This is a genomic window from Micromonospora sp. ANENR4, assembly GCF_015354395.1.
In the GTDB taxonomy this organism is placed as follows: domain Bacteria; phylum Actinomycetota; class Actinomycetes; order Mycobacteriales; family Micromonosporaceae; genus Micromonospora; species Micromonospora aurantiaca.
In genome coordinates this window covers 311,592-324,812 of the sequence record NZ_JADKYQ010000004.1, presented here as the reverse complement: position 1 = coordinate 324,812, position 13,221 = coordinate 311,592, and the positions used below count along the sequence as shown (strand labels likewise).

At 75.3% G+C, this 13,221-nt stretch carries 11 protein-coding genes; 3 read left to right on the top strand and 8 right to left on the bottom strand.

From position 1 onward, the window contains the following. Positions 1 to 2: 2 nt before the first annotated feature. The 5 genes from fabG to IRY44_RS09465 all read right to left on the bottom strand — a co-directional run bounded on the left by fabG (position 3) and on the right by IRY44_RS09465 (position 5,577). Positions 3 to 752, bottom strand: a complete 750-nt coding sequence (fabG, locus tag IRY44_RS09485; RefSeq protein WP_194800057.1) for a 3-oxoacyl-[acyl-carrier-protein] reductase — start codon at positions 750 to 752, stop codon at positions 3 to 5. Further along, a complete protein-coding gene (locus IRY44_RS09480) occupies positions 749 to 1,771 on the bottom strand; it encodes a methyltransferase (RefSeq protein ID WP_194800056.1) in 1,023 nt (340 codons plus the stop codon). The genes fabG and IRY44_RS09480 overlap by 4 nt, the downstream gene beginning before the upstream one ends. A gap of 2 nt (positions 1,772 to 1,773) precedes the next feature. Further along, positions 1,774 to 3,477 carry a carbamoyltransferase N-terminal domain-containing protein gene (locus IRY44_RS09475; protein WP_194800055.1) on the bottom strand — a complete coding sequence of 568 codons (1,704 nt, stop codon included), beginning with the start codon at positions 3,475 to 3,477 and terminating at the stop codon, positions 1,774 to 1,776. Between the two features lie 52 nt (positions 3,478 to 3,529). Then, entirely contained in the window at positions 3,530 to 3,820 is a 291-nt protein-coding gene (locus IRY44_RS09470) for a phosphopantetheine-binding protein (protein WP_216933389.1), read from the bottom strand. A gap of 77 nt (positions 3,821 to 3,897) precedes the next feature. Then, entirely contained in the window at positions 3,898 to 5,577 is a 1,680-nt protein-coding gene (locus tag IRY44_RS09465) for a carbamoyltransferase N-terminal domain-containing protein (protein ID WP_194800054.1), read from the bottom strand. A gap of 226 nt (positions 5,578 to 5,803) precedes the next feature. Between IRY44_RS09465 and IRY44_RS09460 the strand changes: the two genes are divergently transcribed. From IRY44_RS09460 to IRY44_RS09450, 3 genes are read left to right on the top strand one after another with little or no spacing between them, the layout of a single operon-like run. After that, a complete protein-coding gene (locus IRY44_RS09460) occupies positions 5,804 to 7,474 on the top strand; it encodes an AMP-binding protein (protein ID WP_194800053.1) in 1,671 nt (556 codons plus the stop codon). Then, positions 7,471 to 8,436, top strand: coding sequence for an FAD-dependent oxidoreductase (locus IRY44_RS09455; RefSeq protein WP_194800052.1), 966 nt, complete (start codon positions 7,471 to 7,473; stop codon positions 8,434 to 8,436). The genes IRY44_RS09460 and IRY44_RS09455 overlap by 4 nt, the downstream gene beginning before the upstream one ends. Positions 8,437 to 8,475: 39 nt before the next feature. Beyond that, positions 8,476 to 9,531, top strand: coding sequence for a hypothetical protein (locus IRY44_RS09450; protein WP_135239698.1), 1,056 nt, complete (start codon positions 8,476 to 8,478; stop codon positions 9,529 to 9,531). Between the two features lie 42 nt (positions 9,532 to 9,573). Here the strand turns inward: IRY44_RS09450 and IRY44_RS09445 are convergent, their stop codons facing one another. The 3 genes from IRY44_RS09445 to IRY44_RS09435 all read right to left on the bottom strand — a co-directional run bounded on the left by IRY44_RS09445 (position 9,574) and on the right by IRY44_RS09435 (position 13,134). Then, positions 9,574 to 10,992, bottom strand: a complete 1,419-nt coding sequence (locus IRY44_RS09445; RefSeq protein WP_228531758.1) for an aldehyde dehydrogenase family protein — start codon at positions 10,990 to 10,992, stop codon at positions 9,574 to 9,576. 14 nt (positions 10,993 to 11,006) lie between these two features. Continuing rightward, the gene (locus tag IRY44_RS09440; protein ID WP_194800051.1) at positions 11,007 to 11,891 is read right to left on the bottom strand and encodes an NAD(P)-dependent oxidoreductase; all 885 of its coding nucleotides are present in this window, start codon (positions 11,889 to 11,891) and stop codon (positions 11,007 to 11,009) included. Positions 11,892 to 11,955: 64 nt separating this feature from the next. Then, on the bottom strand, positions 11,956 to 13,134 hold the full coding sequence (locus IRY44_RS09435; RefSeq protein ID WP_194800050.1) for a glycosyltransferase: 1,179 nt from the start codon (positions 13,132 to 13,134) through the stop codon (positions 11,956 to 11,958). Positions 13,135 to 13,221 lie beyond the last annotated feature (87 nt).

Genomic DNA, 13,221 nt, shown 5'->3' with positions numbered 1-13,221 from the left:
CGTCACAGGACGATCCCGCCGTCGACGTGGAAGACCTGGGCGGTGATGTACGACGCGGCGGGCGACAGCAGGAAGGCCACCAGCGGCGCCACGTCGTCCGGTACGCCGAAGCGCCCCAGCGGGATGGCGGCGAGCGCCTTGGCGCGCGACTTCGACGGCAGCACCGAGGTCATGTCGGTGTCGATGAACCCGGGCGCGACCACGTTGGCCCGCGACCCGTAGGGCGCCATCTCCTTGGCCAGCGAGCGGGTCAGGCCGATGATGCCGGCCTTCGCCGCCGCGTAGTTGGTCTGACCGGCGTTGCCGTACACACCGGCGACCGAGGAGATGTTGACGATGTCACCGGCCCGCCGCTTGAGGAAGTGGAACCCGACGGTGCGGCACAGGTTCCAGGTGCCGGTGAGGTTGACGTCCAGCACGTCCCGCCACTGGTCGGCGCGCATCAGCACGGCCGGGGCGTCCCGGGTGATGCCGGCGTTGTTCACCAGCCCGGTCAGCGGGCCGATCTTCTTCTCCGCCAGCGCCACCAGGTCCTCGACGGCGTCCGGGTCGGACACGTCGCAGGACTGGAACAGGCAGCGCACGCCGTGGGCGGCGACCTCCGCCTCGGCCGCCTCGGCGTCCTCGCCGTCGCGCCGGTAGCAGCCGGTGACGTCGTAGCCCAGACCGGCCAGGTGCACCGCGACGGCGCGGCCGATGCCCCGGGAGGCGCCGGTGACCAGGACGTGCCCGGCGGGCTCGGAGCCGCTCATGCCGGCGTACCCCCTTCCCCGGCGCCCGGCCGGAACTCGACGTAGGCGAACCCGCCCGGCAGCGCCACCGGCGCGGCCGGATGCACGGCCCGCAGGCCGGCCACCGCCCCCAGCGCCGCCAGTTGCGCGGCGGTGCGCTGGCGGCCGGCGAAGAGGGTCAGCATCTTCAGGTCGGCGGCGACCGACCACCGGTCCGGTTCGCCGGCCGGGATGTCCTCCACCACGAGCACCCGGCGGCTCACCGCGGCGCAGCGGCGCAGGATCGCCGCGGCGGTCGCGTCGTCCCAGTCGTGCAGGATGTCGAACAGCAGGTGGGTGTCGCCCTCGGGCACGGCGTCGAGGAAGCTGCCGGCGACCACGTCGCACCGGTCGGCCAGGCCCGCCTCCCGCACCGCGGCGCGCGCCCCGGCCGCCGGCCCGGGCAGGTCGAACACGGTGCCGCGCAGACCGGGGTGGGCGCCCAGGACGGCGATCATCGTGGCGCCGCGACCGCCGCCCACGTCGACCAGGTGCCGAGTGCCGTGCCAGGGCACCACGGCGGCCAGGTCGGCGGCGACGCGCCGGGACTTGCCGGCCATCAGCGCGTCGAAGGCGTCACCGCGGGCCGGGTCGGCGGCCAGGTCGTCCCAGAAGGAGCGGCCGTGGACCCGGTCGTAGCCGGGTTCGCCGGTGCGCACCGCGTGCAGCAGCCCGGCCAGCGCCAGGTCCATCCGCCCGCCCGGCCCGTCCAGGTCCAGCCAGGCCCGCAGGCCCGACGGGTGGGCGGTGGCGAGCATCCGGCCGGCCGGGGTGACCGCGTACGTGCCCGGCTCGGGCTCGGTGTAGAGGCCGAGCTGGACCAGGTAGCGCAGGAGCCGGCCGAGCGCGTCCGGGTCGGCTCCGCCGGCCCGGGCGAGTGCCTTGAGCCCGGTGTGACCGTCGGCGATGTGGTCGGACAGCCGCAGCGTGGCGGCGACCCGCACGGCGAAGGGCGGGAGCATCTCGAGCATCGCCGAGATGTCGGCGCGACGGGCCACCATGGTCAGCGGTCCGCCGTGTACAGCCGGCCCCGCGACCAGACCCGCGGCACGCCGCCCCAGCGCATCGCGGAGGCGGCGTCGGGGAAGAAGCCGCGTCCGGGGTGGTTGGCGCTGGTGTTGCAGAGCACCGGGATGCCGGAGTGCCGCTCGTACGCGGTGAGCAGTTCGAACAGCAGCGGATGGGCCGGACCGACGGTCTGCAGCCGGGCGCTGCCGTCGGCGTGCACCACCGCCGGCACGCGGTCCCGCCACCCGGGCCGGATGTGGTGCTCGAAGAGCATGTACGGGTCGGGGGTGCCGGGGTCGAACACCTCCGGCGCCCGATCCTCCAGGCAGATCGGCGCCACCGGCCGGTACGACTCGCGCAGCTTGATCTCGTTGAGCCGGTCCTTCATCGCCGGGTCGTGCGCCGGGGCGATGATGCTGCGGTGGCCCAGGGCGCGCGGGCCCAGCTCGGCCCGGCCGTCGACCACCACGACCGGTTCGCCGGTGCGGTGCAGCAGCTCGGCGAGTTCGGCGACGCTGCACGGGCGGCCGGTCCAGCCGGGCGGGACCGTCGAGTCGACGAGGTCCGGGCCGTCGAACACCGACCAGCGCAGCGCGGCGCGGCCGGTGCGGCGGAACAGCTCCGCGCAGGCGGTGCCGATGGCCGAGCCGGCGTCGTTCGGGAACGGCGGCACCCACACGTCGCTGAAGTCGCCGCTGGCCCGCAGCCCGGAGTTCCACTTGATGTTCAGCGCGCAGCCGCCGGACAGGCAGAGCGGCTCGCCGGCCCGCACGTACGCGGCGCCCGGGCCGGTACGCAGCCCGCGCAGCAGCAGCCGGAACAGGAACTCCTGGAACGAGGCGAGGATCGCCGCGTCCGAGAGCCCGAGCGGCGCGAGCCGGCGCCGCGCCTGGTGACTCCAGAGGAACGCGCCGGTGATGCCGATCGGCAGCATCGACTCGGCCAGCTCGGTCATCACCGTGATCGCCTCCTCGCTGGCCGGGGCCAGTGAGGCGTACGCCATCGCCTTGCCGGAGACCGGCAGCAGCGCCTCCAGCTGGGCGAAGTCGCCCAGCCCGCCGAGCCGGCGGCGCTCGTCGGCGGGGACGCCGAACGGCGGGAACAGCGAGGCGAAGATCGGGTAGAGGGCACCGACGATCGGGACCACCACGCCGAGCGAGTGCAGCGCGGGCGTGGCCGGGTCGAACCGGTAGAGGGTGGCGGGCATGCCGCCGTCCCACACCAGGATCAGCGCGGCCCGGTCCGCCGCCGCGTACGGGCTGGTGCTGTAACCGGCGAACGCGTGGCCGGTGGCGTGCGGGTAGCTGGAGTAGTCGAAGGTCTTCGAGCCCAGCGGCAGGCCGCTGCCGGTGGTGCGCGGGTGGGCCGGCAGCGGGTTGCCGGGCTCGGCGATGACCGCGTAGCCGGCCAGGTCGATCATCTGCCGCCCGCCGTCGGGCAGCTCGATCTCCGCCGCGGTACGCCCGTCGCCGGACTGCACCCAGCCGTCGACGCTGATCGCGTCGATGTCGCCGATGCCCAGGCCGTGGCGTTCCAGCTCGGCCACCACGCCGCTCAGGTCGGTGAGGCGGGCGTGGCGGCGGCGGTTGCCGACCTTCTCCTCCTCGACCGACCAGAGCAGACGGTCGCCCCGGATGAGGGCGTGCGCGCCGTCGTGGGTCAGTTTCAGCCCGCAGATGACCTCGTCGTGCTCGGACAAGTCCGCACCTCCACCGATCGTTGCCAGCCCTCGCACGGTCCGTGGTGGACCGTCACTCCGTCGTGGCGGCCAGCGGCTCGGCGTCCTTGCTCTCCAGCTGCCGCACCACGTGGTTCTCGATGTCGGCGGCGGTACGGATGTTCTGCACGCTCTGCTCGTCGATCGGCGGCAGGTCGAACTCGTCCTCCAGGGCGAAGGCGAGCTCCAGGAGGGCCAGGGAGTGGTACTCCAGGTCCTCGACGAGGAGCACCTCGTCCTGGTCGCCCTTCTCCGGGTTGGGGGCCAGTTCGAGGACCAGCTCCCGCACCCGCTTCCGCGTCTGCTGCTCATTCGGAATCGGCACGGGGGCACCGTAACCCCGCCCCGAGCGCCCCCGGAAGCGTGCGCGAACTCGACCGCGGACACCCTCCGGAGGCGGGCTCAGAGGCGCTCGTAGAGCACGTCGTCGGACCACACGTACCGGGTGCGGCCCCAGGACATGGCGGTGCCCGGGTCGGGGAAGAAACCGCGTCCCGGCAGGTTCGCGCTGGTGTTGCAGAGCACCGGTACGCCGCTGAGGCGCTCGTAGGCGCGCAGCAGGTCGTGGACCACCCGGTTGCCGGCGTCGACGGTCTGCAGCCGGGCGCTGCCGTCGACGTGCACCACCGCCGGGATGCGTTCCACCCAGCCGGCCCGGACGTCGTGGTCGAAGAGCATGTACGGGTCGCGGGTGCCGGGCGCGAACACCTCCGGCGCCCGCTCCTCCAGGCAGATCGGCGCCACCGGCCGGTACCACTCCCGGCCCTTGATCTCGTTGAGCCGCTGCTGCATGTCCCGGCTGGTGGCGGGCGCGATGAGGCTGCGGTGCCCGAGCGCGCGCGGGCCCAGCTCGGCCCGGCCGGTGAGCACGACGACCACCTCGCCGCGTTCGTGCAGCAGCGCGGCGAGGTCCTCGACCGGGCACGGCCGCGACGTCCAGCCCGGCGGCACCACGCCGTCCCAGCGCAGTTCCGGCCCGGCGAACTCGCTCCACCGCAGGCCGGTACGCCCGGTCGTGCGGGCCATCTCGGCGCACGCGGCGCCGATCGCCGAACCGGCGTCGTTGGGGAACGGCGGCACCCACACCCGCGGGAAGTGCCCGCTGCTCCGCAGGCCGGAGTTCCACTTGATGTTCAGCGCGCAGCCGCCGGACAGGCACAGCGGCAACGCCCGCAGCTCCGGGTGCCGGTCGAGCATCGCCACCATGCCGGTGACCAGGGCCCGGAACAGGTACTCCTGGAACGAGGCCAGCAGCTCGGCGTCGGTGGCGCCGAGGCCCCGGGCGAGCTGGAGCACCCGCTGGCTCCACTGGAACGAGCGCATCGGCGTGTCGACCGCGCCGAACTGCGCGGTGACGGCGCCCATCACGTCGATCACCGCCTCCACCGGTTTGCCCAGCCCGGCGTACGCCATCGCCTTGCCGGAGACCGGGAGCAGCGCCTCCATCCCGAACCGGCGGTCCGGGTCGGCGCTGCGCCGGTCGACCCGGAACGGATCGAAGTGCGAGGCGAAGATCGGGTACAGGCCGCCGATGAACTCGTTGACCCGGCCGACGCCGCGTACCCGGGGCCCGTCCGGTTCGACCAGGTAGAGGAAGGGCGGCATCCCGCCGTCCCAGACCAGGCCGAGCGCCGGCTCGCCGCGCTGCGCGAACGGGCTGGTGCTGTAGCTCGCGAACAGGTGCCCGGTGGCGTGGGTGTAGCTGGTGAAACCGGCCGGGCCGAACCGCTGCGGCAGCGGGCCGTGCCGCGCGTCCAGGGGCCGCGCCGCGTCGGTCACCGGGTCCTCGTAACCGGCCACGTCCAGCGGGTGCGGGCGCGCACCGTCGAGCAGCCACACGTACGAGGTGCCGTCGCGGTCCCGGGCCCAGCCGTCGACTGCCACGCCGGTCAGCTCGCCCGCCGACAGGCCGTGCCGGCGCAGTTCGTCGTGGATCACGTCGATGTCGTGCAGTTCCGAGTGGCGGTTGTGGTTGCCGAGCTTCTCCGCCTCGGTGGAGAACAGCAGCCGACCGTCGTCGATCACGGCCACCGCGCCGTCGTGCGTGACCTTCAGTCCGCAGATCAGGGATCGTCCAGGCACCTTCGCAGCCTCCTCGCCGGGTCCGTTCAACTGGGCAGAATGCCCAGTTGCCCGCACCTGACCGGGCAGGCGTGCCAGGGACATCGCGCCCACGTCACACGTCGAGCGCATGCTCGCGCCGGGCCGGCCGGCGCCGCAAGCGTGCCCGCCGGCCGGCTCGCGCGGGCCTGCCGCCGTCGCGTGGCACCGCGTTACGCTCCGCCCACCCGTGCCCAGGAGGTCCCCGATGGACGGACAGGATCGCGCCGCGGCGGCAGGCTCGCCGCTGACCGACTGGGTGCACCGGCCGCGCCCGGACGCGGCGGTCCGCTTCGCCGGACCCGGCGACGGGTGGGACGAGTGGAGCTACGAGCGGCTCGCCGAGGGCGCCCGCCGGGTCGCCGCCGGGCTGCGCTCGGCCGGGACCGCCGACGGCGACACGGTGGTGATCGTGGAGCCCACCGGGCCCCGGTTCATCCAGCTCTACTTCGGTGCGATGGTCGCCGGCGCGGTGCCGGTGCCGACCGCGCCGCCCGCGTTCGGCCAGGACCTGACCGGCTACGCGCGGGCGCTGGCCCACCTGGTCGGCCGGGCCGCCCCGCGGATGGTGGTGACGTCCGCCGCGCTGGCCGGGCAGCTCGCCGGGCTGGTGCCGCCACCGGTGCCGGTGCGGGTCGACGACGACGTGATCGCCACCGCCGACCCGGGCCCGTGGCCGGGCTGGGCCCCGGCCCAGCTGGCGATGCTCCAGTTCACCTCCGGCTCGACCCGGGCGCCGCGCGGGGTCCGGGTGCCGGTGCCGGCGCTGGAGGCCAACGTGGCCGCCATCGCGCAGTGGCTGCGGATGCGGCCGGAGGACCCGACCGCGTCGTGGCTGCCGATGCACCACGACATGGGGCTGATCGGCTGCCTCATCACGCCGGTGGTGCGGCAGAGCGACCTGTGGCTGCTCTCCCCCGAGCAGTTCGTCCGGTCCCCGCTGCGCTACCTGCGCTGCTTCGGCGTCCACGGCGCGCGGCTCACCGCGATGCCGACGTTCGGGCTGGAACACGTCGCGCGGAAGGTACGCCCGCAGGACCTGGCGGGCATGGACTTCTCCGCCTGGCGGGCGGTCATCGTCGGCGCCGAGCGGGTCGGCACCGGCGCGGTGGAGCGTTTCGTGCGGCTGCTGGCCCCGTACGGGCTGGATCCGCGCGCCGTCCTGCCCGCGTACGGGCTGGCCGAGGCGACACTCGCCGTCACCGGTCTGCCGCTGGACGAGTTGTGGACGTCGGTGCCGCTGGACCCGCGGCGGGTGGTGCTCGACGGGCCGGTGCCGCTGGCGCCGGAGGCAGGTGGCGCGCTCGTCGGATCCGGCCGCCCACTGGACGGGATCCGGGTCGCGATCGTGGACCGGGACGGCCGGGAACTGCCGGAGGACCACGTCGGCGAGATCGTGGTGGACGGTCCCTGCCTCACCGACGGCTACCACAACGAGCCGCCGGACGCCGACACCGGCCGCCGGGACGGGCCGCTGGTCACCGGCGACGCCGGGTTCCTGCACGACGGCCAGCTGTTCGTGCTGGGCCGCATCGGCGACAGCGTGAAGGTGCGCGGCCGTACGCTGCTGGCCGAGGACGTGGAGGCGGCGCTGGAGTCGGCCGGGCTGCCGCGGCACCGGCAGACCGTCCTGCTGGGCATGCGCGGGGATCGGCCGACCGCGGTGGTGGTGGTCGAGCAGGCCGACCCGCTGCGGCTGGAGGCGGCGCAGGGGCTCGTCGGCCGGGTGACCGAGGGTGCCGACCTGGTGTTCGTCCGGACCGGCGTCGGCACCATCCCGCGAACCACGAGTGGCAAGCCGAAGCGGCGTGAGCTGTGGAGAATCTTCCTGACAGGACAGCTGACCACAGCCGCCGCACACTCGGAGGATCCTTCATGACCGCACGTCCGGACGTCGTCGTCCTCGGTTCCGGTGTCACCGGTCTCAGCACCGGCATCCGGCTGGCCGAGGGAGGCGCGCGGGTGCTGATCCGTACCGCGGAACCGCCCGCGCGGACGACCTCGATGCAGGCCTCGGCGCTGGTCGGCCCGAACCTGTCACCGCCGGACGACCCGCAGCGCGCCTGGACCGACGAGACGCTGCGGGTGCTGCGCGACGAGCCGATGCCGGGCGTGACGCTGCGCGAGGGCGTACTCGCGGCCCGGCCCGCCGGTGCCACCCCGCCGTTCGTGGAGCAGACCCCGGGGTTCCGGCCGCTGGACGAGCACGAGCGCCCGGCGGGCTTCGGCACCGCGTTCACCGTCCGGCTGCCGCTCGTCGACATGCCCGTCTACCTCGCGTACCTCCAGCAGCGCTTCCTGGACGCCGGCGGCGAGCTGCGCGCCGAGCCGGTGGCCTCGCTCGACGAGGCGGCGGCGGTGGCGCCGGTGGTGGTCAACTGCACCGGGCTGGCCGCGCGGGCGCTGACCGGCGACGACGAGCTGTACCCGGTGCGCGGCCCGAAGATCGTGGTGCGCAACCCGGGGATCGAGCGGTTCTTCCTGGAGGCGCCGATGACGCCCACCTGGGCGTCCATCTTCCCGCACGGCGACCACGTGGTGCTCGGCGGCGCGCAGCGGCGCAGCGACGACACCACGCCCGACCCGGCCGAGGAGCGGGACATCGTCGCGCGGTGCGCCGCGATCGAGCCGGCCCTGGCCGGCGCCGAGGTGCTCGCGCACACCGTCGGGCTGCGCCCCGGCCGCCCGGCCCCGCGGGTGGAGGCCGAGCGTCGGGGGGACGCGCTCGTCGTGCACAACTACGGCCACGCGGGGAACGGCGTCATGCTCTCGTGGGGATGCGCCCGCGACGCCGCCGCGCTGGCGCAGGGCGGCGGGACCACCGACCGGCCTGACGAGTGAGCCGGCGCCGCCGGGCGCCGGCCTGACCGGAGGGACACCATGTCCACTGCCACCTGGGCGTCCGGCGCCGACGCGTCGGCCCTGTTCCGCACCGCCGCGGACCGGGTCCGCGCGATCGACGTGCAGCACATCCGGGACGCGCTGTACGCGCCCGGCGGCTCGTACCGGTGGCCCCGGCACCGGATCAACGAGGTGGAGCTGGAGTGGCGGCGCTGGCGGCTGCGTCACCACCTCGGACTGCGCGACGAGCCGCCGGCCTCGATCCGGCTGTACGAGCGCCTGGCCGTGTCGGCCGGGGTGCCGCCGGCCGACGTGTCACCGCTGGCCGGCGGCGGGCCGCTGGTCGACGCGACGTACGACCAGATGTTCCCGCAGGGCCCGCTGATCATCCGGGCGGTGAAGTCGCGGGTGGTGCGGCGGCCCACCGACCACGAGGTGGACGAGGAGTACGCGGCGCTGCTGCGCGAGTCCAGCGGCCGGCGCAGCGACTACCTGTCCATGCTGGACCCGTCCGGGTACTACTGGCACATGCCGGACCTGATCTCGGCGGCCACCGCGCGGGAGTGCATGAAGGACGTCGAGGTGCTGCTGGCCGCCCCGCGCGGGGAGTCGTTCGCGGGCGGGCCGCAGCCGGGCTGGGACGTCGAGCACGACGCACTGGTGAGCCGGTCGATGAACGCGTACCTGGGCGCCGGGCCGACACTCATCAAGATCCACGAGGATCCGGCGCTGGTCGCCGAGATCAGCGCCCGGATGGGCCGGCCCATGCACCCGACCCGGTGCACGTACCTGCGCTACGAGAAGGGCGACTACCTGGGCGTGCACACCGACCAGCCGACGTGCGAGGTGTCGCTGCTGTTCACCATCGCCGGCGACCCGGGGCCGATGCGCTCGTACCTCGACGAGACCGGCCACGACCCGGCCTGGCTGGACCGGTGGGTGCGGGAGGCGGGCAACTTCCCCGACGGCGGGCTGGACTTCATCTACCAGCCGCGCGAAGGGCTGGCGCTGACCGGCCGGGCGGTGCCGCACGCCCGCCTGCCGCAGGCGGAACGGGCCGTCATCGGCGCGTTGTTCTACAGCGGCCTGACCTGACCCGCGCTCCGGGCGCCCCGGACAGGGCGCCCGGACGGCGGCTCACCGGGGACGGTGACGCACCTGCGCGCCGGTGTAGCCGTGCAGCCCGGCCACACCGCCCTCCACGCCCAGCCCGCTGCACTTCAGGCCGCCGTACGGCTGGTCCGGGGTCAGTTCGGCGTGCGAGTTGACCCACACCGTGCCCGCGTCCAGTCGCGCGGCGACGTCCCAGGCGCGCTGCGGGTCCGCCGACCACACCGAGGCGCCCAGCCCGTACGGGCCGGCGTTCGCGGACCGGACCGCGTCGTCGAGATCGGTGTACGGCACCACGGGCAGCACCGGCCCGAACTGCTCCTGCGTCACGACCGCCAGGTCGTCGGTGGCGCCGGCGAGCACGGTGGGTGCGTAGAACCGTCCCGGGCCGGGCAGCGGCGCGCCGCCGGCCGCGACCCGCGCTCCCCCGGCGGTGGCCGCCTCGACCAGCGCGGTGATCCGGCGCAGCTGCGCCCCGGTGGTGAGCGGCCCCAGCTCGGTGCCCTTCACCGCGCCGTCGCCGACCCGGGTGGCCCGGGCCCGGTCGGCCAGCGCGTCGACCACGCGACCGTGGCGCGACGCCGGCACGTACAGCCGTTTCACCAGCATGCACGCCTGCCCGCTGTTGGCGAACGCCTCCCAGAACAGCTTCTCGGCGATCGCGTCCGGGTCGGCGTCGTCGAGCAGGATCGCCGGGTCGTTGCCGCCGAGTTCGAGGGTGACCCGCTTGAGCCCGGCGCCGGCGGAGGCGGCGACCCGGCGCCCGGCGGCCACCGACCCGGTGAACGACACGTGCGCCGGCACCGGATGCGCGACCATCGCCGCGCCGAGGTCGTCCCCGCCGGACACGACGTTCACCACGCCGGGCGGGAACAGCGGCGCCAGCAGCCGCCCCAGTTCCAGCACGGCCAGCGGCGCGTACGGCGAGGGCTTGAGCACGACCGTGTTGCCGGCCCGCAGCGCCGGGGCCAGCTTGGCCGCGGCGATCGCGACCGGGAAGTTCCACGGGGTGATCGCGGCGACCACGCCCAGCGGACGACGGGCCAGCTCGACGTGCCCGCGCCGGTCGTCGCGCAGCAGCTCGGCACCGAGGTCGAGTCCGGCGTGGTAGCGCAGCGCGCCGGCCGCGCCGTACGCCTCGGCGATCGCCATCGCCGTCGGCTTGCCCTGCTCGGCGGTGACCAGCGCGCCCAGGCGGGACGCGGCCCGCGACACCTCCTTCGCGGCGGCGAGCAGCGCGGCACGCCGGGCCTCGTCGTCGGCGGCCCAGCCGCCGGCGGCGGCGAGCGCCGCGTCCATCGCCCGGTCGAGCTGCCGGCCGGAACAGACCGGGGCGGCGCCCAGCGGCGCGCCGGTGGCCGGGTTGTCGACCGGGAGGACGGCGGCCGCCTCCTCGGCCACGCCGCCGATCGTCATCGCCGGGGCGTGCTCAGCGGTCGCGGTCATGGTGGCGTCCTCCGTCACATGCGGCCCGCGCGGCGGGCGTCCTCGATCGATGGGTAGACGGGCCGGAAGCCCAGGTCCCGGCGGGCGGCGGTGGTGTCCACGACGCAGCCCAGCGGACCGCCCTCCTCCGCGTCGCCGGCTCCGGCGCCGCGCGCGGTGAACTCCTCGGCCAGCGGGCGCAGCAACGCCGCCGGGGCCGGCTCGTCGTCGGCCAGGTTGTACGTGTGCCCGGCCGCGGCCGGGCTGCGCAGCGCGGCGAAGATGCCGGCCCGCACGTCGGCGTGGTGCACCAGGTGCAGCCGCTCGTCGTCCGGCCGGTGCGCGGCCCAGCTCAGCGCGTCGGCGAGATGCGGGTCGCCCTCGCCGTAGGTGAACGCGACACGCAGCACGCACACCTCCAGCTCCCCGCCGGTGAACTGGCGCAGCGCCGCCTCCGCGCCGAGCTTCGCGGCCGGGAACGACGACTCCGGCGACTCCAGCAGCGGGCCGTCCTCGCGTACCGGCCGGTCGCCGGCGGGCGCGTAGACGAGGTAGCTGCTCATCTGCACGAACCGGCGCACCCCGGCGTCGAGCGCGGCGCGGGCCAGTGCCGCGGTCGCGGTCCGGTTCACCTCCTCGGCGCCCGGCCCGTCCAGGCCGACGAACGCGGACGCGATGTGCACCACCGCGTCGACCCCCTCGACCGCGCTGCGGCACACCGCCGGGTCGCGCAGGTCGCCGGTGACGAGCCGGCCGCCGCCCGGCCCCGGGCCGGGGCCCCACACCAGCAGGCGCGCCTCGCCGCCGAGCCGCTTGAGGTGGGGCAGCAGCCGGGCACCGACCCGGCCGGTCGCGCCGGTGAGCAGGATCCGGCCGAGCGGCGCCGGCTCGGCGTCGACGGTCTCCACTGGTACGCGCATGGCTGTCGCCTCTCTGCGAGGTGGCCGCGCGAACAGGTACGGGCGTACGCGGCCGGGATCCGTCCTATGCGGCCGCGCGCAGCGGCCGGCGCTCCTCGGCCAGCCGCTCCAGCAGCTCGATGCCCCGTTCCACGCCGGGCATCCCGGCCATCTCCGCCTGGAGCCGGGCGGCGTTGCGCCGGTAGAGGTCGTCGTCCAGGGTGGCGCGCACCGCGTCGCGGATGCGTTCCGGCGTGGCCGCGGCCTCGTCGAGGCGGATCGCCACCCCGGCCGCGCTGAGCCGGTGGGCGTGGTACGGCTGGTCGACGGCGACCGGGACGACCACCATCGGCAGGCCGTGCCGCAGCGCGCCGACTGTGGTCAGGTAACCGGCGTGGTGCAGCACCACGGCGGTGCGGCGCAGCACCTCGTCCTGCGGGATGTACGTGGCCAGCCGCACGTTCGGCGCGTCGATGCCGGTGGCGGCGAGGTCGACGCCGGAGCCGAGCGTCATGACCACGTCGACGTCCTCGTCGCGCAGGCCCCGCGCGGCGGCGCGGAACAGGTGCGGCGTCTGGTTGAACGCGGTGCCCATGGTCATGTAGATCAGCGGCCGTGTGGCCGTGGCGGTGAGCCAGTCCGGCACCGGGCCGTCCACCTGGTACAGCGGCGGCATGATCGGGTGCACCACCTCGTCCTCGGCCCGTCCGCCGAACCACAGCAGCGGGTCGTCGGACAGCGGCTGCATGCTCGGCAGGTACGCGTCGAGGTAGAGGTACGGGTAGAGCCGCGCCATGCCCGGGTCGGCGGGCAGCCCGAGGCGGGTGCGGGCCTGGCTCCAGCCCGCGCCCATCGTCTGCGCCGTGACCGCCCGGGGCAGGCGCGGGAGCTGGCCGAGCGCCGCGTAGGGCACGCCCACCGCGTCGGCGGCGAGCGGCCCGGCCCACTCCAGCGACTCGTGCAGCAGCACGTCGGCGCGGGTGTCCCGGAGCACCTCGACGACGCCGGGGATGAGCGCGGCGGTGGCCAGGGCCATCAGCCGCAGCCGCCGGCGCTCGTCGTCGAACGCCGACGTCCTCGGCCCGTCGGCCAGCCACGCCGGGCCGACCTCCACCACGTCCAGCCCGGCCCGGGTCACCCAGGGGCCGAGACCCCGTCCGGTGACCACCGTGACGTCGTGCCCGGCGGTGCGGGCGGCGAGCGCGAGCGGGGCGATCGCATGGAAGTGCCCGACCGCGGGCTGGCAGGTCACCACGACTTTCATGAGGGCCATCCACCTCCGGATAATGGGTGACGGAGCCCTGGCCCCCGGTATTCTCGCCCAGCCGATCCGCAGGCACCACAGTCGACG